Source organism: Musicola paradisiaca NCPPB 2511 (genome assembly GCF_000400505.1).
GTDB lineage: Bacteria > Pseudomonadota > Gammaproteobacteria > Enterobacterales > Enterobacteriaceae > Musicola > Musicola paradisiaca.
Genome location: NZ_CM001857.1, coordinates 3,065,754 through 3,085,825 on the forward strand (window position 1 = coordinate 3,065,754; position 20,072 = coordinate 3,085,825).

General features: G+C 60.2%; 20 protein-coding genes. 7 read left to right on the plus strand and 13 right to left on the minus strand.

Features of this window, described 5'->3' with window-relative positions:
- The first annotated feature begins 2 nt into the window (after positions 1-2).
- The 3 genes from DPA2511_RS13560 to DPA2511_RS13570 all read left to right on the plus strand — a co-directional run bounded on the left by DPA2511_RS13560 (position 3) and on the right by DPA2511_RS13570 (position 2,879).
- On the plus strand, positions 3-1,475 hold the full coding sequence (locus DPA2511_RS13560) for a mannitol dehydrogenase family protein (RefSeq protein ID WP_015854321.1): 1,473 nt from the start codon (positions 3-5) through the stop codon (positions 1,473-1,475).
- 158 nt (positions 1,476-1,633) lie between these two features.
- A complete protein-coding gene (locus DPA2511_RS13565) occupies positions 1,634-2,320 on the plus strand; it encodes a GntR family transcriptional regulator (protein ID WP_015854322.1) in 687 nt (228 codons plus the stop codon).
- A 55-nt stretch (positions 2,321-2,375) separates the two neighbouring features.
- On the plus strand, positions 2,376-2,879 hold the full coding sequence (locus DPA2511_RS13570; protein ID WP_015854323.1) for a hypothetical protein: 504 nt from the start codon (positions 2,376-2,378) through the stop codon (positions 2,877-2,879).
- Between the two features lie 135 nt (positions 2,880-3,014).
- Here DPA2511_RS13570 and hutU read toward each other — a convergent pair whose 3' ends face one another.
- The 6 genes from hutU to DPA2511_RS13600 all read right to left on the minus strand — a co-directional run bounded on the left by hutU (position 3,015) and on the right by DPA2511_RS13600 (position 10,009).
- Positions 3,015-4,700 carry a urocanate hydratase gene (hutU, locus tag DPA2511_RS13575; RefSeq protein WP_015854324.1) on the minus strand — a complete coding sequence of 562 codons (1,686 nt, stop codon included), beginning with the start codon at positions 4,698-4,700 and terminating at the stop codon, positions 3,015-3,017.
- A 13-nt stretch (positions 4,701-4,713) separates the two neighbouring features.
- Positions 4,714-6,270 carry a histidine ammonia-lyase gene (gene hutH / locus DPA2511_RS13580; protein WP_015854325.1) on the minus strand — a complete coding sequence of 519 codons (1,557 nt, stop codon included), beginning with the start codon at positions 6,268-6,270 and terminating at the stop codon, positions 4,714-4,716.
- 238 nt (positions 6,271-6,508) lie between these two features.
- The gene (locus DPA2511_RS13585) at positions 6,509-7,294 is read right to left on the minus strand and encodes an ABC transporter ATP-binding protein (protein ID WP_015854326.1); all 786 of its coding nucleotides are present in this window, start codon (positions 7,292-7,294) and stop codon (positions 6,509-6,511) included.
- On the minus strand, positions 7,291-8,139 hold the full coding sequence (locus DPA2511_RS13590; protein WP_015854327.1) for an ABC transporter permease: 849 nt from the start codon (positions 8,137-8,139) through the stop codon (positions 7,291-7,293). The genes DPA2511_RS13585 and DPA2511_RS13590 overlap by 4 nt, the downstream gene beginning before the upstream one ends.
- Before the next feature lie 19 nt (positions 8,140-8,158).
- A complete protein-coding gene (locus tag DPA2511_RS13595; protein ID WP_015854328.1) occupies positions 8,159-9,121 on the minus strand; it encodes an ABC transporter substrate-binding protein in 963 nt (320 codons plus the stop codon).
- A gap of 207 nt (positions 9,122-9,328) precedes the next feature.
- Positions 9,329-10,009 carry an ATP-dependent Clp protease proteolytic subunit gene (locus DPA2511_RS13600; protein WP_015854329.1) on the minus strand — a complete coding sequence of 227 codons (681 nt, stop codon included), beginning with the start codon at positions 10,007-10,009 and terminating at the stop codon, positions 9,329-9,331.
- A gap of 305 nt (positions 10,010-10,314) precedes the next feature.
- On the opposite strand from DPA2511_RS13600, the gene hutC reads away from it, so the two are divergent.
- On the plus strand, positions 10,315-11,070 hold the full coding sequence (gene hutC / locus DPA2511_RS13605; protein ID WP_015854330.1) for a histidine utilization repressor: 756 nt from the start codon (positions 10,315-10,317) through the stop codon (positions 11,068-11,070).
- A 21-nt stretch (positions 11,071-11,091) separates the two neighbouring features.
- On the opposite strand, the gene DPA2511_RS13610 is transcribed toward hutC, so the two are convergent.
- The 5 genes from DPA2511_RS13610 to DPA2511_RS13630 are packed head-to-tail and all read right to left on the minus strand — an operon-like array spanning position 11,092 to position 15,663.
- Positions 11,092-12,594 carry an HAL/PAL/TAL family ammonia-lyase gene (locus tag DPA2511_RS13610; RefSeq protein WP_015854331.1) on the minus strand — a complete coding sequence of 501 codons (1,503 nt, stop codon included), beginning with the start codon at positions 12,592-12,594 and terminating at the stop codon, positions 11,092-11,094.
- 12 nt (positions 12,595-12,606) lie between these two features.
- Entirely contained in the window at positions 12,607-13,389 is a 783-nt protein-coding gene (locus DPA2511_RS13615; protein ID WP_015854332.1) for an ABC transporter ATP-binding protein, read from the minus strand.
- Positions 13,382-14,101 carry an ABC transporter permease gene (locus tag DPA2511_RS13620; protein WP_015854333.1) on the minus strand — a complete coding sequence of 240 codons (720 nt, stop codon included), beginning with the start codon at positions 14,099-14,101 and terminating at the stop codon, positions 13,382-13,384. The genes DPA2511_RS13615 and DPA2511_RS13620 overlap by 8 nt, the downstream gene beginning before the upstream one ends.
- The gene (locus tag DPA2511_RS13625; protein ID WP_015854334.1) at positions 14,098-14,820 is read right to left on the minus strand and encodes an ABC transporter permease; all 723 of its coding nucleotides are present in this window, start codon (positions 14,818-14,820) and stop codon (positions 14,098-14,100) included. Before DPA2511_RS13625 ends, DPA2511_RS13620 begins: the two co-directional genes overlap by 4 nt.
- Before the next feature lie 15 nt (positions 14,821-14,835).
- Positions 14,836-15,663 carry a transporter substrate-binding domain-containing protein gene (locus DPA2511_RS13630; RefSeq protein ID WP_035050248.1) on the minus strand — a complete coding sequence of 276 codons (828 nt, stop codon included), beginning with the start codon at positions 15,661-15,663 and terminating at the stop codon, positions 14,836-14,838.
- Between the two features lie 159 nt (positions 15,664-15,822).
- On the opposite strand from DPA2511_RS13630, the gene DPA2511_RS24265 reads away from it, so the two are divergent.
- The gene (locus tag DPA2511_RS24265; RefSeq protein WP_404821629.1) at positions 15,823-16,023 is read left to right on the plus strand and encodes a hypothetical protein; all 201 of its coding nucleotides are present in this window, start codon (positions 15,823-15,825) and stop codon (positions 16,021-16,023) included.
- Here the strand turns inward: DPA2511_RS24265 and DPA2511_RS13635 are convergent.
- Both DPA2511_RS13635 and DPA2511_RS13640 read right to left on the minus strand, forming a co-directional pair.
- Entirely contained in the window at positions 15,949-16,494 is a 546-nt protein-coding gene (locus DPA2511_RS13635) for a HutD/Ves family protein (protein WP_015854336.1), read from the minus strand. The genes DPA2511_RS24265 and DPA2511_RS13635 overlap by 75 nt on opposite strands.
- On the minus strand, positions 16,491-17,855 hold the full coding sequence (locus tag DPA2511_RS13640) for a formimidoylglutamate deiminase (protein ID WP_015854337.1): 1,365 nt from the start codon (positions 17,853-17,855) through the stop codon (positions 16,491-16,493). The genes DPA2511_RS13635 and DPA2511_RS13640 overlap by 4 nt, the downstream gene beginning before the upstream one ends.
- Positions 17,856-18,057: 202 nt before the next feature.
- Between DPA2511_RS13640 and hutI the strand changes: the two genes are divergently transcribed.
- Together hutI and hutG are read left to right on the plus strand one after the other, a co-directional pair.
- On the plus strand, positions 18,058-19,269 hold the full coding sequence (gene hutI / locus DPA2511_RS13645) for an imidazolonepropionase (protein WP_015854338.1): 1,212 nt from the start codon (positions 18,058-18,060) through the stop codon (positions 19,267-19,269).
- A complete protein-coding gene (gene hutG / locus DPA2511_RS13650; protein WP_015854339.1) occupies positions 19,269-20,069 on the plus strand; it encodes an N-formylglutamate deformylase in 801 nt (266 codons plus the stop codon). The genes hutI and hutG overlap by 1 nt, the downstream gene beginning before the upstream one ends.
- Positions 20,070-20,072: the final 3 nt, after the last annotated feature.

A 20,072-nucleotide genomic window follows, 5' to 3' on the forward strand; every position in this document is an offset into this window, starting at 1 on the left:
CAATGAAATTATCCAATGATTCGTTATCTCATCTGTCTCCGGACGTAGTCGTCCCCGATTATGACCGGACTACACTGAAAACACGCATCGTCCACCTGGGGTTCGGCGCCTTCCACCGCGCCCATCAGGCGGTCTATGCCGACCGTCTGGCGAAGGAGCACGCCAGCGACTGGGGCTATTGCGAAGTCAATCTGATCGGCGGCGAACAACAGATTGATGACCTGCAACAACAGGATTTACTGTTCAGTGTCGCGGAAATGTCGCCAGAAGCCTGGCGTTGCCGCGTGGTCGGCGTCGTCCGACAGGCACTGCATGCCCAGACGGACGGCATCGAGGCCGTACTGACGGCGATGAGCCAAGCGGATGTCGCCATCGTCTCGCTCACCATCACGGAGAAGGGGTATTGCCATGCTCCGGCCACCGGTAAACTGATGCTGGATCACCCGCTGATTGCCGCCGATCTGAGCCACCCGCACGCACCGGCATCAGCGCCCGGCGTTATCGTCGCCGCCCTCGCCCGTCGTAAAGCGGCGGGACTCCCCGCATTCAGCGTGATGTCCTGCGATAACATGCCGGAAAACGGCCACGTTACCCGCAACGTAGTGCTGGCCTATGCCAACGCGGTCGATCCGGCGCTGGCAGTCTGGATCGAGCAACATGTCACCTTCCCATCCACCATGGTGGATCGCATTGTGCCAGCGATAACACCCGAAACACTGGAACAAATTACATCATTGCTGGGTGTCGCTGATCCCGCGGGCGTCGCCTGTGAACCTTTCCTTCAATGGGTGATTGAAGATAACTTTGTTAACGGGCGCCCAGCCTGGGAGAAAGCCGGTGCCGAATTGGTACAGGATGTACTGCCTTATGAAGAGATGAAGCTGCGTATGCTGAACGGCAGCCACTCATTTCTCGCCTACCTGGGTTATCTGGCCGGTTATGCGCACATCAGCGACTGTATGCAGGATGAAGCACTGGTGAAGGCAGCCCATCATTTGATGCTGCAAGAGCAGGCGCCAACCTTACGCACACAAGGGGTTGATCTGGCCGCCTATGCCGACGCACTGCTGCAACGCTATCGCAATACCGCGTTGAAACACCGCACCTGGCAAATCGCCATGGATGGTTCACAGAAACTGCCACAGCGCATGCTGGACTCCATCCGCTGGCATCTGGCGCATGGAAGCCAATTCGAGATGCTGGCGCTGGGCGTCGCGGGCTGGATGCGCTATATCAACGGCATTGATGAACAAGGCAAGCCGATCGAGATCAGCGATCCGCTGAAAGAGACGCTGGCGCAAACCGTCCACCACAGCGAGCAAGGCGCAGATCGCGTCCGGGCGCTGCTGACACTGGACGCCATTTTCGGCCGTGATCTCCCCGACGACAGCCGCTTTGTCCAGACAGTCACCCGTTACTCTCTGTCGCTGGTCAATCACGGCGTTCACGCCACACTGCGCTCGCTGGCGCTATAGCCTAGCAGGCGCAACCGACGATCCGCGCCGCCGCCTGCGGCGCGCCCCCTTCACATTAAGCCTCACTTTCACATAGCGGGAAAATCATGCGCCTTATGGATAAGGCGCAGGTTAACCATGTATCATGATGACAAACGGCTTAAATACACAATGGATGCATGGATAACTACTCTCAAATCAACAGCAGCGAGCCTGTCAACCAGCAGATCTACCGCGTATTGCGCAAGGATATTGTGGAATGCACGATCCCACCGGGCAAGCTCTTGTCTGAAAAGGAAATATCGACACGTTTTTCCGTCTCCCGCCAACCGGTGCGTGAAGCCTTTATCAAGCTGGCGGAAGCTGGACTGGTGCAAATACTGCCGCAACGCGGCACCTTCGTGATGAAAATCTCCGAACAGCGCGTCGCCGATGCCCGTTTTATCCGTCAGGCGTTGGAGTGCGCGATTGTCCGCCGGGCGGCGGAATACATAACGGACGAGCAACTGCTGGTGCTGGAGCACAACCTCCGGCGGCAGGAGTTGGCGGCTCAGAACGAGCAGATCCGGGAATTTCTCAGCCTGGACGACGATTTCCACCAACTACTGACGCAAATCGCCCGCTGCCCGCTGGCCTGGGAAACCATCGAGTCCATCAAGGCCACCATGGACAGAGTGCGTTTCCTGAGCCTGAGCCAGGTATCGCCGCCGGTCAGCCTCATCCAGCAACATTACGTGATTTTCGATGCGCTGAAAGCCCGCGACCCGAACGCGGTGGAACAGGCCATGAACATACACCTGCAAGAAATGATTCACTCCATTACCCCCATCGCCGAGCAGAATCGGGACTGGTTTGAACATGCCTGACCGTTCAAGGTCTCGCATACCGCCTGAAACAACCGTAGGAAACACAAGGTAGAACATGAAAAAACTCATTAGCGCAATGTTCCTGTCGGCGGCACTGCTGCCCGCCACCACGCTGGCCGCCTGGCAAACCAAAGTGGAAGACGATGTCTTCACCGGCGGCAAAAAAGCCGCCATGGCGGTATTGACCGACGACAAATCCACCCAGCACGGCCTCATGTTCGAATGCAACAAAAACGACCTGTCGTTCGCCTATGTCGAAAAAGGCGCCTTCAAAGAAGCTAAAGCCAATATGGCAGCCGATCTGTTGATCAAGATCGATGAAGGCGAGGTCGTGACCCTGCCGATCGTCTACCAAAAACGCAATGATGAATACGTACAGGGCAAAACCACCGACAAGGAAAAAATCGTTGCCGTCCTGAAACAGGCCAAAACGGCCAAAACCAAAATCCTCGTCGGTATTAAAGCCGGCGAGAAGAAAACCACCTTTGCCACCAGCGCCGCCAATGCTCAGACTTCCGTCGCCGCCTTCGTCAAAGCCTGCAACCTGAATCTCGGCTAAAGTCCCCGTCGGCCTTCTCACCACCTAAAACCGGGAAGGCCGACGTTTCTTCGTCAGAATGTACGGCGATGGTTTGCGACGATGGTTTGCGACGATGGTTTGCGGCGATGTCACCGCAAAACCCAATGCCGTCGATCACTCACTTACCATCGGCAGATTCAATTGATGCGCCGCCGCACAGGACTTGGCGGTGCCGTAGCCGGCATCGGCATGACGCATCACGCCGGTGGCCGGATCGTTCCACAGTACCCGCGCCAGCCGGACATCCGCCTGCTCACTGCCGTCGCAGACGATCACCACCCCGGCATGCTGGGAAAATCCCATCCCGACGCCGCCGCCGTGATGCAGGCTGACCCAGGTCGCGCCGCCCGCCGTGTTCAGCAGCGCATTGAGCAACGGCCAGTCGGAAACAGCGTCGGAACCATCCTGCATCGCTTCCGTTTCCCGGTTGGGCGAAGCGACCGAACCGCAGTCAAGATGGTCGCGGCCAATCACGACCGGCGCTTTCAACTCGCCATTGCGCACCATTTCATTGAACGCCAGCCCAGCCAGATGACGCTCGCCCAGCCCCAGCCAGCAAATGCGCGACGGCAGCCCCTGAAAAGCGATGCGCTCCCGCGCCATATCCAGCCAGCGGTGCAAATGGTGATTATCCGGGAACAGCTCCTTCAGCTTGGCGTCGGTCTTGTAGATATCCTCCGGGTCGCCGGACAGCGCCACCCAGCGGAACGGCCCCTTGCCTTCACAAAACAGCGGGCGGATATACGCCGGAACAAAGCCTGGGAAATCAAAGGCATTTTCGACACCCGCATCGAAAGCGCGCTGGCGAATATTGTTACCGTAATCCACGGTGGGGATCCCCATATGGCAGAAATCCAGCATCGCCTGAACATGCGCCGCCATGGATGCGCAGGCGGCGCTCACCACCGCATCGGGATTATCGACGCGCTCCTGCTGCCAGCGCGCCACGCTCCAGCCTATCGGCAGATAGCCGTTGAGCGGGTCGTGCGCCGAGGTCTGGTCGGTGACGATATCCGGCCTCAGCCCCCCGGCGTTGGCGCGTTTCACCAGCTCCGGCAGCACCTCGGCGGCGTTACCCAGCAGGCCGACGGAAATGGCTTTTTTCTGCGCGCAGGCGTCGGCCATCATCGCCAACGCCTCGTCGATACTGTCGGTCTTGTAATCCAGGTAGCGGGTACGCAGCCGGAAATCAATGCGGGATTCCTGACACTCCACCGCCAGCACGCTGGCGCCAGCCAGCACCCCGGCCAGCGGTTGGGCGCCGCCCATACCGCCGAGGCCGGCGGTGAGGATCCATTTGCCGCTCAAATCGCCGTTATAGTGCTGGCGCCCGGCTTCAGCGAAGGTTTCATAGGTACCCTGCACGATGCCCTGCGCGCCGATGTAAATCCAGGAACCGGCGGTCATCTGGCCGTACATCATCAGCCCGGCCTTATCCAGCGCGTGAAAGTGTTCCCAGGTGGCCCAGTGCGGCACCAGGTTGGAGTTGGCGATCAGCACGCGCGGCGCATCCGCATGGGTACGGAACACCCCCACGGGTTTACCGGACTGCACCAGCAAGGTTTCGTCCGCCTTCAACGCGCGTAGGCTGGCGAGAATGGCGTCAAAGCACGGCCAGTTACGGGCGGCTTTGCCGATGCCGCCGTACACCACCAGATCTTCCGGCCGCTCCGCCACATCCGGATCCAGGTTGTTCTGGATCATGCGGTAGGCGGCTTCAATCAGCCAGTTTTCACAATGCAGTTCGGTTCCCTGCGGGGCCCGCACCACGCGGGCCAAAGCGGTGGGTTGAGTTGTCATGGCAAATTCCTTATCAGGCGTGCGCCGCTACAGCGGCATAACTGGGTAACAAGGTGAAGATAGGCGTCGGCCAACGGCCGCTGCCGGCCCACTGACGCATCCGTTCAATATCCGTCGCCATCAGGCGATCGCTATCAAGAAACGCCACCCGCTCCCGCAGTTGCAGCAATTCCTGCTCCAGCAGCGGCGAGCTCTTCAGCGGCCGGTGAAAATCGATGCCCTGCGCGGCGGCCATCGCCTCGATGCCTACGACGGTGGCGGTGTTGAAGCACATGCTGCCGAGACGGCGGGCGGCGTAGGTCGCCATCGAGACATGGTCTTCCTGATTGGCGGACGTCGGCAGGCTGTCCACGCTGCCGGGATGAGCCAGCGATTTGTTCTCCGACGCCAGCGCGGCGGCAGTGACCTGTGCAATCATGAATCCGGAGTTGACGCCGCCGTCGTTCACCAGAAACGGCGGCAGGCCGGACAGCGCGCTGTCCAGCAGCAGCGCCATGCGGCGCTCGGAAATGGCGCCGATTTCCGCGACGGCCAGCGCGATAATATCCGCCGCGAACGCCACCGGTTCGGCGTGGAAGTTACCGCCGGAAATCACTTCTTCCGTTTCCGGGAAAACCAGCGGGTTATCAGAGGCGGCATTCGCCTCGATCTGCAAAATGCGTGCGGCGTGGTTAAGGTTGTCGAGGCAGGCGCCCATCACCTGCGGCACGCAACGGATGGAATAGGGATCCTGCACCCGGCCGCAATTCACATGCGACTGTAATATTTCGCTGTCCGCCAACAGCTCGCTGACGGCAGCCGCCACGGCGATCTGCCCGGCCTGGCCGCGCGCCTGATGGATACGGGCGTCAAACGGTTTGACCGACCCTTTGATGGCTTCCAGCGACAACGCGCCCGCCACCAGACCGGCGGCAAACACGTTTTCCGCTTCGAACAACCCGCGCAGCGCCAGCGAGGTGGAAACCTGCGTACCGTTAAGCAGCGCCAGCCCCTCTTTCGGCCCCAGCACTAACGGCTCGACGCCGGCCAGCGCCAGCCCATCCCGCGCCGGGATCAGCGCGCCATTGACCCGTACCTGGCCTTCCCCCAGCAGCATCAGCGACAAATGCGCCAGCGGCGCCAGATCGCCGGATGCGCCCACCGAGCCCTTTTCCGGTACGCAGGGCATCACTCCGGCGTTGAACAGCGCCAGCAGCGTGTCAATCACCCGCATCCGTACCCCGGAGTGCCCGCGCGCCAAACTGACCACCTTGGTCGCCATCACCAAACGCAGCACATCGTCCGGCAACAGTTCGCCGACCCCCACGCTGTGCGATAGCACCAGATTGCGTTGCAGTTCCGCCAGCCGATCCGCCGGAATGCGCGTTTGCGCCAGCTTGCCGAAACCGGTATTGATGCCGTAGACCACCCGGCCCTGCGCCACGATGTTTTGCACCGTCTCCTGCGCGGCCTCAATGGCGGCGCGCGCCGGCTCCGCCAGCGTCAGCGTGACATTGCCGTGGTAAATGGCGCGCAGCGTGGCGAGATCCACCGCGCCGGGCGTCAGGCAATAACTTGGGATGTGCGACATAATCTAATCCTGTATATACAAGTATGAATAAAAAAAATGCGGCCCTGTCAGTGATACACGCCGATGCAGCATCCGGCAAGCGCCATGAGACACACCACCGGAAACGCCGCCCCCTGCATTTCCCCGCCGGCCGGACTTAGGCCAACGCATGCCCCGGCCACAAACCTATTCCGGCTGACCGGGAGCGCGGAAGATCCGCAGCCTCCCGGCATGGATTCCCGCGTCGGACGGCCCGGCGTCAATGCGCCAGCGCCTGCAGGGTCTCACTGCGAATTTCTTCGGTAATACGCGCCTTGAGCGCCATAAACGCCGGCGAGGTCTTTAGGGTATAGTCTCTGGGCCAGGGAAAATCCACCGCCACTTCGTCTTTGATCCGGCCCGGTCGGGCGCTGAAAATCGCCACCCGGTTCGCCATGAAAATCGCTTCATCGATATCATGGGTGACGAACAGTACCGTTTTGCGCGACGCTTCCCACACCGACAGCAACAACTCCTGCATCATCACCCGCGTCTGGTTATCCAGCGCGCCGAACGGTTCATCCATCAACAACACCTTGGGATCATTGGCTAACGCACGGGCGATAGCCGTGCGCTGCTGCATCCCGCCGGACAACTGGCGCGGATAGTGATGTTCAAAACCGCGCAACCCCACCTGATGAATGTAGTAATCGCTGCGCGCTTGCTGCTGCGCCTTGCTGATGCCGCGCTCTTGCAGGCCGAAACAGATGTTCTCCCGCACCGTGAGCCACGGAAACAGCGTATAGCTCTGAAACACCATGCCGCGATCGGCGCCGGGGCCGTCCACCAGTCGCCCATCCAGCCACACTTCGCCGCGATCCGGCGCGTCCAGCCCGGCGATAATGCGCAACAGCGTCGATTTGCCGCAGCCGGAAGGCCCCAGAATGGTGATGAAGTCGTTCTCATTCACCTGATAGTCGATCGGTTGCAGCGCCTGTACCCGTTCCCCCTTCGGACTGGTGAACACCCGCTCGACCTGACGAATCGATAATTTGCTGTATTTCATCGCACGCTCCAGGCAAACAGCCGGCGGTTAAGCGCCTTGAATAACATGTCCGACAGCAGGCCGATCACCCCGATCACAATAATGCCGAAGATAATCTGCCCGGTATTCAGCAACGCCTGGCTGTCGACGATCATGTGGCCGATACCGCTGGAGGCGCCGATCAGCTCCGCCACGATCACATAAGTCCAGGCCCAGCCCAGCACCAGCCGCAGCAGTTCGGCGATATCCGGCGCGGAACCGGGGATCAGCACCCGCAGCACCACGCTACGGCTGGAACAGCCCAGCGTGTAAGCGGCCTCCACCAGATCGCGGCGAGCGGTGCCGACGCTGACCGCCACCATCAGCACTATCTGAAAGAACGAGCCGATAAAAATCACCAGCACCTTCTGCATTTCGCCAATACCGGCCCACAGGATCAGCAACGGCACGAAGGCGGACGCAGGCAGATAACGGCAAAAAGAGACGAACGGCTCGAAGAAGGCTTCCACCAGTTTGTAGGCGCCCATCAGGATCCCCAACGGCACGCCGATCAGCGCCGCCAGCAGAAACCCCGCCACCACCCGCATCACCGTCATGCCGATATCCTGAGTGAAGTCGTAGTCGGTAAACAGCAACACACCTTCGCGCAGCATGGTGAACGGGTCGGCCAGGAAGGTGACAGGCACCCATCCGCCCAGCGTCACGCCGCCCCATATACCGAAAAACAGTACAAAAAAACCGACGCCCAACGTCCAACGCAGGCGGTAGGATACCGGCCGCAGCGGCACCATCAGCGGATGGTGCGAAGGGCGCGGCGCATCCGGCAAGGCGGCGGGCGCCGCGTCCGTGCGGGTAAGGCTGTTCATATCCGCTTCCTTCATCGGTTTATTTCACATAGCTGGCGTCATACAGCGCCGAAAGATCCGGTTTCTGGCGAATCACTTTGGCCTCCAGCAACAGCTTGGCGGCTTCTTCGCTGAATTTGGCGATCTCGCCGCTGAAGAACACGCGGTTCTGCTCGCGATCCTGCCAACGCAAATACTGGGCCGACTGGGCGAACGCCTTGCCGCTCGATTTCACCGCCGCGCCCATGATGTCGTAGGATTTGTCCGGCTGGGATTTGATCATATCCAGCGCATCGAAATAGCTTTCCACCAACGCTTTTCCCACCTGCGGGTGTTGTTTCAGGAAGTCAGGCGTGCAACCCAAGGTGTCCATCACCATCGGATAGTCCAGCGTGGTGGCGATAATTTTACCTTTGTCCGGCTGTTGACGAATGGTGGACAGGTAGGGTTCGTAGCTCATCGCCGCGTCGTTCTGACCGGCGACGAACGCCTGCGCCGAAGCCTGCGGCGACAAGGTGGCGACTTTCACATCTTTGATGCTCATGCCGTTTTTATCCAAAATCCACGCCAGCGCGAAATAAGGCGAGGTACCCGGCGCGTCCACACCGATGGTTTTCCCCTTCAGGTCGCGCACACTTTTAACATCGTTGCGTACCGCCAGGCCGTCCGCGCCGTAGGATTTATCCAGCTGGACGATCTGTTTGAGCCTCACGCCAGCCGCGGCCCAGGATACATAGGTCTCCACCGTGGTAGCGGCGCACTGGATGGCGCCGGACGCCACCGCCAGATGCCGGTCTTTCTGCGGGATCATTTTCAAATCCACCTTCAGGCCGTGTTTCTGAAAAATACCCGCCTTATCCGCCAGCGTCAGCGGGGCAAAGCCGATCCATCCAGAAATGCCGATCGCCACCGGCGTCTCTTCGGCATGAACCCACGGGGCGGCAGATAGACAGACGGCAATCAGGGAAAGTTTCCAACCGGCATGGCGTAATGCTGCACTCATGTTCCTGCTCCTGTCGTGAAGGGTGTGATTCAAAGTGTATAATCTTGTCTATACAAGCAATGGCTATGCCAGTTTGGATCAACACCCAATAATCGCCGGAACAGGCGTGCCCGGCTGGATACCGGCCTCTTCCAGACGCAGCATCCCGGCGCGCCGGGCGACGCAAACATGAGCCAAAACGGTGCATTGCACCGTTTTCAGCCAACCTTAGGATGGATTTTTAGCCGAGCTATTATCGTCATCGATAAAGTAAACCACCTCCGCCGCACGAATTTTGTCCTCGGTGCGTGTGCTGATTTTGATTTTTTCTGCATCCTGGTTATTCAAAAACAGGTGGTTATCCTCGCTGTAGAGCCGCTGGCGCAGCTCGTCATCGCTGAGCGAGGTGCACTCCCGGTAGATGTTTTTCAACATCCCGACGTAGTTGTCCATCCACTGATGATGGCTATCCAGCATGTCCGGCGCCGCCTCTTTTTCCCCGATACCTACTTTGGGGGCATGAATCATGATTAATGTGTCTTTCAACATCACCCGGTTCTGCGCACCGCAAAACAGCATGGTCGCCGCCGACCCCACGACGGACAAATCGACCGTGGTCACGGGAATACGGGAGCTGCGGATCGCCAGATAACCGGAATGCCCGCTGTCCATCTCTCCCCCTCTGCTGTTGATGTAGAGATAAATCGCCTGAGCGTTTTTGAACCGCATGTTGGCCTCATCCAGCGCGGTGGTTAGCTCGGTGATGTTGTGTTGGTTAACCGCGCCGGTGAAATACATTTTGACGCTGTCGACCTCCTCGGCCTTAACGCCGGGGGTGCTGATGACTTTAAGACTGGCCTGGACGGAAAACGCGGAAAGCGTGAGCAAAAGTAACCACCCTTTTTTCATTGTACGGACTCCTGCATAGCCATTATCGATCCGGCACCGACCACTGTGCCGTGCGGAAAGGACGCCTCGGTCGCTGCCATCAGCGGCAGCCGTCGTCAGCATAGGGCATAGGCGCTGTTTTTCCAGTGGAAAACACAACCACTAACACATTGAAACATTGGAATATATTGGTTTACGAAGTGCCCCGCCCGTACCGCTGACCGGCCAGACGCCGTGCGCTGTAAATGGCATAGGTAGCTTGTCTATACAGGAACGGCGGTTGTTGGCTACACTGCAACGTATCCATTGATGTTGAGAACGATACCGTGACAGAACCGCAAACCGCCTCCCAACTCGCCGCCGCCATGAGCGATGTGCCCGCGCCGATTTACCTGCGGGTTAAACAGGCGATCGTCAGCCAAATCCGCAGCGGCGCCTGGCAGGCGCACCAGCGTATCCCGTCGGAAAGCGAACTGGTGAATGAGTTGGGCGTAAGCCGTATGACCATCAACCGCGCGTTGCGGGAACTGACCAGCGAAGGCTATCTGGTGCGAATGCAGGGCGTCGGCACCTTTGTCGCCGAACAAAAGGCCTATACCGCCATGCTGGAGGTCCACAATATCGCCGATGAAATCGCCGCTCGCGGCCACCGCCACAGCAGCCGGGTGATCGTGCTGGAATCGCTCGCCGCCGACGGCGATCAGGCGGCTCAGCTGGAAATATCCCCCGGCCAACCGCTGTTTCACTCGCAGATTGTGCATTACGAAAACGACGTGCCGGTGCAGTTGGAACTGCGCTACGTCAACCCCTCGCTGGCGCCGGACTATCTGCAGCAGGACTTCACGCGCGAGACGCCGCACAGCTACCTGACCCGCGTGGCGCCGTTAACCGCCGGCGAACATCGGGTGGAGGCCGTCGCCGCCGAAACCGCCCAGCGGGACTTGCTGGCGCTCGGCGACCATGAGCCCTGCCTGCTGATCCGCCGCCGTACCTGGCACGGCTCGCGGGTGGTGACATCCGCGCGATTGCTCTATCCCGGCTCGCGCTACCAATTGTTTGGGCGCTTTGCCAGCAACAACTAGGCGGCATCGTCGCCTGGTTGTTTAACCGATGCGCGCCGGACTCTGCTGTTTCAGTACGGCGACGGCGCGCGCGATCTCCGGCGCCAGCCAGCGGTCGTCCTGCCAACTCGCCACCTGCTCGCGCAATAATCGCCATGCCTGCCCGGTCCCGCGGCCCGCGTTATCCGGCCCGAGGAAGTCCAGCGCCTGCGCGGCCAGCAGATACTCTATCGCCAGCACATGCCAGACATTTTCCGTCAGCTTCAACAGCTTGAGCGCCGCCGGAGTACCCATGCTGAGGTGATCCTCTTGTAAACCGGAAGTCACAAAGTTGTCGATCACCGCCGGCTGCGCCAGCTGTCGGTTCTCACCGCATAGCGAGGCCGCGACATACTGGGCGATCATCATGCCGGAGTTCACGCCCGGTTGGCTGACCAGAAACGGCGGCAGCCCGCTTACCAGCGGATTGATCAAGCGATCGAGCCGCCGCTCCGCCACGCCCGCCAGCTCGCACAACGCCAGCGCCAGGCTATCCGCCGCCAGCGCCACCGCCTCGCCGTGCGGATTGGCCTGCGACACCACTCGCCATTGTTCCGGCACACCCAGCACCAACGGGTTATCGGTGGCGGCGTTCAGTTCCATCTGGATACGCTGCGCCGCCGAATCGAACTGATCGCGACAAGCGCCATGAATCTGAGGGATAGAACGCAGGCTCAGTGCGTCTTGAGTGCGGATGCCTTCGTTTTCCGCCACGATCCGGCTGCCGTCCAGCAAGGAACGCAAACGTTGCCCAACCTGCTGGACGCCGGCGCTGGGTTTGAGCGCCAGCACCTCGGCGTCAAACGCCACGATCTGGCCGCGTAGCGCTTCGAAGCTCATCGCGCCAGTGATATCCGCCCAATCCAACTGGCGACAGGCATCATCCAGCGCCAGACAACCCAGCCCGGTCATGCAGGGCGTCCCGTTCACCAGGCTTAGCCCGTCTTTCGCGCCCGGCTGAATCGGCATAACGCCGATACGCTGCAATGCATCGGCGGCGGGCAGCACCTCGCCTTGCCATTCCGCCTCACCCACACCGATCAGCGTCAACCCGACATGCGCCATATGGGTGAGATACCCCACCGACCCCTGCGACGGTACGCACGGCGTGACGCCCTGGTTCAACAGCATCAGCAGCGCCTGCACAATGTCGGGATGAATGCCCGACTTGCCATGGCTGTAATTGGCGATGGCGGCGACCATGATGGCGCGGGTCTGCTCGACCGGCAATCGCGGCCCCACGCCGCAGGCATGGCTCAACAGAGTATTACGGGACAAGGTCGCCAGTTCCGATATCGGTAGCGTGACGTTGCACAAGGCGCCCAGTCCGGTATTTACCCCATAGGCCAGCGTACCGCTGCTCACTATCTGATCCACAATCTGCCGCGCCTGACGGATACGCCGCCAGGCGTTTTCGCTCAGACTCAGACGCGCGCCATAGCGCGCCACCTGTACCAGTTCGCGCCACGACAGCGCGCTATCCCCCCAGCAAACTTCTGCGTTCATGTCACGACCTTCCTACACCACCCGGTGACTGGCGATAAATTGCTGAAAACGCGGCGAACTCTCGCCGCCGAACATGGCGTCAGGGGAGCCTTCACAGTCAATGCGCCCTTGCTGCATGAACACTACCCGGTTCGACACATGGCGGGCGAACCCCATCTCATGCGTCACCACCAGCATGGTGCGCCCTTCTTCAGCCAGCCCACGCATCACTTTAAGCACCTCCCCCACCAGTTCCGGATCCAGCGCTGAAGTCGGTTCATCGAACAACATCACCTCCGGTTCCATCGACAACGCCCGGGCGATCGCCACCCGCTGTTGCTGGCCGCCGGAGAGTTGAACCGGATAAAAATCCCGCCGCTCGTACAACCCAACCTTCGCCAACAGCGCGTCCGCTCGTTCAATACACTCCGCACGGGAACGTTTCAATATGTGCAAAGGGCCTTCAATCACATTCTGCAGTACCGTCATGTGGCTCCACAGATTGAAATTCTGAAACACCATGCCCAGTCGAGTACGTAAACGTTCTACCTGCTGGCGATCGGCCGCGATCTGATGGCCGTGCTTATGCCGCTTCATGGTGATCATCTCGCCGCTGACCGCCACCGTCCCCGAATCCGGCGTTTCCAGCAGATTGATGCAACGCAAAAAGGTACTCTTGCCTGACCCGCTGGCGCCCAGCAGCGAAATAACCTCGCCCTGGCGCGCATCCAGCGAGATGCCCTTCAACACCTCCAGCGCGCCGAACGACTTGTGGATATCAATCATCGACAAGGTAATAGGGGCCGTTTTACTCATGTTTTCTCCCGGATACAGCTGATGCGGCAGCGGCCAGATTGGGGGTCAGGGTACGCTCCAGCCAGGCGAACGCTCTGACAATAATGAAATTCAGCAACAGATAGATCAGCGCGGCGCAAACAAACACCTCCATGGTGCGGTAAGTACGTTGGATAATTTGCTGCGCCACGCCGGTGACATCCCATACCGTCACCAGACTGGCTAGCGCGGTGGATTTGATCAGCAAAATCGCCTCGGTAGACCAAGCCGGCAACGCATAGCGCAAGGCGACGGGCGCAATAATGCGCCGCAGCAGCAGCCAGCGCGACATGCCGCACGCCAGACCGGCCTCAATCTGCCCGACGGGTATCGCCAGCAGCGCGCCGCGCAGGATTTCCGCCGTATAACCGGCAGTACACAGCGCCAGCGACAATACCGCACAGGTAAACGGCTCCCGCAGCAGCGGCCACAGCACGCTGTTACGAACCATGCTGAACTGCCCCAGCCCGTAGTAGAGAAGAAACAGCTGAATCAGCAGCGGCGTGCCACGAAAAATCAGCATGTAACCGCGGGCAAACCCACGCAGCGGCCGGTTGGCGCTGACCCGCATCGCCACCAACAATATTGACAGCACTGCGCCGATAGCAAATGAGGCGAAAAACAGCCCCAGCGTCACCGGCAGCGCCGACGCCAACCGCAGGAACGTCTGCGTCAGAAACGCGACATCGATCATATCGTCTCCTGGTGCGTTCGACGCTGGTGTGGTTGAGACATTTTCTGTTCCAGACGAGCGAACGAGATATTGGAAAACACTGTCAGAATCAGATAAATGGCCGCACCAGCAAGGTAAAACAGGAAATACTGCCGCGTCGATCCGGCAGCCATCTGGCTGGCGCGCATCACTTCGACAATGCCGGTCACGGACACCAGCGCGGAATCCTTTAGGCTCATCTGCCAGACGTTGGACAACCCCGGCAGCGCATAGCGCGCCACCTGCGGCAACAGAATCCGGTACGCCCGGCGCCAGGCCGGCATCCCCATCGCCAGCGCGGCCTCCAATTCTCCGGCATTGACGGCCAGGCGGGCGGCGCGATACACCTCCCCCTGGTATGAAGCGGAAATCAACCCGATAGCCAGCGCGCCGATCAGAAACGGCGGCAATTCGATAAAGCCATCGGCGCCGAACCAACGCCCCACCTGCGTCAGCACGCCGGAACCACCGAAATAAAACAGATAGATGATCAACAATTCCGGGATCCCGCGAAACACCACGGAGTAGATTTCACCCGCCACGCGCCAACGGCGGCGCGACGAGAGCTTGGCCGCCGCTACCGCCGCGCCGACCAACGAACCGATGAGCAGAGCCGCAACGGTCAGGCACAGAGTGGTTAATGCGGCCATCAACAACAGGCCGCCCCACCCCCGTTCACTGAAACCTAACAGGGTCAGCATACCGACTCCTCAACCTCAGGGGGTCACGTCCGTTTTGAACCATTTTTCGCTCAGCGTCTTCACCGTTCCGTCGGCCAGCGCGGTCTTGATGGCCGCATCAAACTTCGCCTTCAACTCCGGGTCGGTCTTGCGGAATCCCAGCGCTTCGCCATCCCCCCAAATAGGGCCGGTCAGTTGTGGGCCGCCCAGCGTCAGGTTGTTGTTTTCCGGCTTGCTCATCATGGAATTGGCGAACGTAACGTCATCAAATACCGTATCAATACGCCCGGCCTGCAGATCCAGAATGGCATCAGCGGACGCGGTGTATTCCCGTACCGTAGCGATATCCTTGAAATATTTATCGATGAAGGGGGTATACACGGTACCGGATGCGATACCGATGGTTTTCCCCTGCAACGCTCCGCGCAGACCGGCCACCGCCGGGGCGATCTGCGCCGGGTCGTCCGCCAACTTAATCATCGATTGACCGGCTTCCACCGGCAGCGCCGGCTTACCTTTCAGCGTAATGAAACTGGCGGGGGTGGACGCATAGGGAACAGAAAAATCAACCACTTGCTTACGCTCCGGCGTAATCACGATGGCATCCATCATCACGTCGAACTTGCCGGCCTGCAGCCCGGCGATCATGCCGTCCCAGTTTTGCACCACCAGCTTGCATTGCAGGTTCATCCGCTGACACAGAATCTCCATCAGCTCCGGTTCGAATCCGCCCAGCTTGCCGCCCGGCAAAGTCAGATTCCAGGGTTCATAACTGCCTTCCGTCGCGATGGTTACTGTCTTCCACTCTTTGGCCTGCGCGCTTGCACCAAACATCACAGTCACACTCAGTAACCCCAACGCCATTGCCTGTCGAAAAAGATGCCGTTGTTTCATTGCATTCCCCTGATATCACGTTGATAAAGTCATGACATGTATATACAACGATAATTAATGAGCAAGATTCGGGCCATGATTACAGCCAGCGCCAACGTCAGGAGCCGCGCCGATCTGGCGCGTTTTGCGATGAAAATCCGGGAGGGAAAGCGTCGTTCTGAGGTGCGCCGCACTACGACAGCGCCCAACTATTGTGCATGCGCTACGGCGCGATGGCGTGGCCGGGCGATATCACGCCGGCAGGCGGAGCGCCGTTTAGCTCGGATGAATCGTCGTCAGCAACAGCGCACCGGCGTCACCCGCCGGCATCCAGCAGGTGCCATGCGATAGCCACCATGCGCCATCCCCCGGGGTGTAAACCGCGCCATCGCATCGCCAATCCCCTGACAACACATAGGCGACGCCGCCGCAATCGGCTGGCGGCGTCGCACGGGTGTGAACCACCTCCACCTGCGACCGGCAATAACGACGATCGGTCATGATGTTGAAATCCAGACTCTCGCCGCCGCGCAGATGGGCGACAATCGCCTGCTCGCCGGTAAAGCGAAACGGTTGATGGCAGCGCAACGCATGCCGCCAGTCTTCCGCCTGCAACGCCACGCCCTCGCCGGACAGCAACGTAATCACCCGGTCAATGCCTGGAAACAGGGAGAACGCGCCATCCTGCGACAACGTCGCGATACTGGCACGCCAGGCGAAATCGCCCTGCGGCGCGGCAATCCGGCAGATCTCGCGGGTTTCTCCGCCGCCGTTCTTCCAACGGCTGACCGGCAGGTGCTGCAATGAAAACCGTTTCATCATGCCGTCTCCTGCAAGCTACGCATCACCGCGACGAAGCGGGCGTCATAGTCGTCATCCAGCGCATGCCGCCCTTTGGCAACGACCTGACTGCCCGCCACCCAGACATCGCGGATCTGCTGACGTTCGCCGGCGAACAACCAGCGGTTCAACACCGCGTCGTCCGGCACCGAACCGAGCATGGCGTCATCTTTTAGTACCAGCCAGTCCGCCCGCCAGCCCGCGCTCAGTTCCCCCACCGGCACGCGGCACGCCTGTGCGCCACCCTGTGCGGCTTGCTGATAAAGCACATTACCGACCGCAGGCTGCTGCGGCGTGACGACCCGATTACGCCGACGATCACGCAGTCGCTGGCCATACTCCAGCCAGCGCAGCTCTTCCAGCACGCTGACCGAGACATGGCTATCGGAACCAATCCCCCAGCGCCCGCCGTGCTCCACATACCGATCCAACGGAAAGATGCCGTCGCCCAGGTTGGCCTCGGTGGTCGGACACAGCCCCGCCACCGCCAGACTCTGCGCCAGCAAGGTTCGTTCACGATCATCAAGTTGGGTGGCGTGCACCAGACACCAGCGGCCATCCACCGCAAACCGGTTCAACAACCAGTTGACCGGCCGCTCACCGCTCCAGCGCAGGCAGTCGTCCACCTCTTTCTGCTGTTCAGCGATATGGATATGTACCGGCAACGTGCTGTCAGTGGCTTCCAGTACGTCTTCCATCTGGTTTTGACTGACCGCCCGCAGCGAGTGGAAACAGACGCCATGATTGAGCAATGCGTCATCACGGGTGAGCGCCGCCAGTGCGGACAGTTGTTGCAGGTAGCGATCGACATCCTGAATAAAACGTTGCTGCCCCGGCGTCGGCGCCTGCGCGCCAAACCCGCTGTAGCGGTACAGCACCGGCAACAGCGTTTGACCGATGCCCGCCAGCTTCGCCGCCGCCATCAGTTGGCGCAGCATGTCGTGGTCGCGGTAGGGTTTGCCCTGCGCATCGTGATGCAGATAGTGAAACTCCGCCACCTGGGTGTAACCGCCTTTCAGCATCTCGATATACAGCCGGGTGGCGATGACGCCGACTTGTTCCGGCGTCAACTTACCCACCAGCCGGTACATCAGATCGCGCCAGGTCCAGAAGCTGTCCTGCGGATGGCCGGCGACCTCCGCCAGCCCGGCCATCGCCCGCTGAAACGCATGAGAATGCAGGTTAACCATGGCGGGCAGCACCGTACCCGCCAGCATTTGCGCCCCCTCCGCCGACGCATTCGGCGTTACCGCCAGCAAATAGCCTTGCGCGTCCACATCTAGCCGGACATTGCGCGCCATGCCTTGCGGCAATAATGCGCGAGGAGCAAAGAAAGCAGTCATGGGAAAATCCTGTCGTGAGGTTGTATAGACTTACCTATACACCAAAGTAGGCGCTGAATGACATAGCGCTTTTTTATCATGACACGCCGCCGCAAGTCGTCATGCGGGTGGAAAATAAGAAACTCCTATTCGATTGCGACTTGCCGAAAACCGCGGCGGGCGTATAAGTTGTCTATACAAGATTATAAAACCAGGAACGACTATGATGCTCAACTGCGATAGCCTGTGGCTTGGCGCCAATCTGGTGACTTTGCGTAACGGCTGTTATCACATCATTGAAGACGGCGCGCTGGCGGTTAACGCAGGCCGGATTGTCTGGCTTGGCGCGCACGCTGATATGCCGGAGATACACGCTGAGCGCGTCACCCATTTCGGCGGCGGGATCATTACCCCCGGTTTGATTGATTGCCATACCCATCTGGTGTTTGGCGGTAATCGCAGCCATGAATTCGAACAACGACTCAACGGCGCCAGTTATGCCGACATCGCCGCCCAGGGCGGCGGTATCCTCTCCACCGTCAACGCCACCCGTCAGGCCGACCACGACAGCCTGTTGCATTCGGCGCTGGCCCGCCTGCGCCCGCTATTGTCCGAGGGCGTCACCACGATTGAAATCAAATCCGGTTATGGGTTGGACGTCGCCGCCGAGCTGAAAATGCTCCGGGTTATCCGCGCGCTGGCGCAGCAGCAGCCGGTACACGTCGTCTCGACTTGTCTTGCAGCCCATGCCATTCCGCCTGAATACCGGGGGCAACCGGATGCCTGGATAGAACAGGCTTGCCAGTCGCTGCTGCCCGCAGTCGCGCAGGAACACTTGGCCGATGCGGTCGATGCTTTCTGCGAGCATCTGGCCTTCAGCCCGCAGCACGTCGAGCGGCTGTTTACAGCGGCGCAGGCGCTTGGTCTGCCGGTCAAACTGCACGCCGAACAGCTGTCTTCCCTGCACGGCAGCGAACTGGCCGCCCGCTTTCAGGCGCTCTCCGCCGACCATCTGGAATACGCCACCGAACAGGATGTGGCCGCGATGGCCGCGGCGGGCACCGTCGCCGTCCTGCTGCCCGGCGCCTACTATCTGCTGCGGGAAACGCAATGCCCGCCGGTTGAGCTATTCCGTCGTTATGGCGTACCGATGGCCATCGCCAGCGATTGCAACCCCGGTACATCGCCGGCGCTGTCGCTGCGCCTGATGCTGAATATGGCCTGCACGCTGTTCCGTTTTACGCCGGAAGAGGCATTGGCGGGCGTCACGCTGCACGCCGCTCGCGCGCTGGGTCTACAAGACAGCCACGGTTCGTTAGAGGTGGGGAAAGTGGCGGACTTTGTCCACTGGCCGCTTGCGCACCCGGCGGAGCTGGTTTACTGGCTGGGCGGTCAACTTCCCTGTACCACCATTTTTCGTGGAGAACCCCGTTAATGGACGCATTCACTTTTATTCCGGGCGATGGCCCGTTGTTGCTGAGCATCCCGCACGCCGGGACGGCGCTGACGTCGGAAGTGGCCGATGCCTTGAGCGACGCGGCCAAACCCTTGCCGGATACCGATTGGCACCTCCCCCGGCTGTACCAGTTCGCACAGGAGATGGGCGCCAGCGTGCTGATTGCCCGCTATTCCCGCTTCGTTATCGACCTGAACCGCCCCGCCGACGACAAACCGCTGTACGCCACCGCAACCACCGGTCTGTTCCCGGATATCCTGTTCGACGGCACGCCGGCGTTTCTGCCGGGGAAAACCCCGACATCCGCCGTTCGCGCGGGTTATCTGCAGGATATCTGGCAGCCTTACCACCAGAAAATCATCCAGGAACTGGCCCGCATCAGGCAGCAACACGGTTACGCCTGTCTGTTCGACGCCCACTCGATCGCCTCGCAGATCCCGCGTTTGTTCGAAGGGCGCTTACCGGATTTGAATCTGGGCACCAACGGCGGTTTGAGTTGTTCGATCGAGGCGGAAGAAGCGCTGCGGGCGTTATGCCAGCCCCAGCAACGCTGGAGCTGGGTGCTGAACGGTCGTTTCAAAGGCGGCCATATCACCCGCGCCTATGGACAGCCGGATCAACACCAGCACGCCATGCAGTTGGAGCTGGCTCAATGCAACTACATGAGTGAACTGGCGCCATTCGACTGGGATGCGGACAAAGCCGCCGAACTGCAGCCGATGCTGAAAAATATCGTGACGACATTTGTGACATCGACGGCGGCGCGCTACCGCGCCTGACCG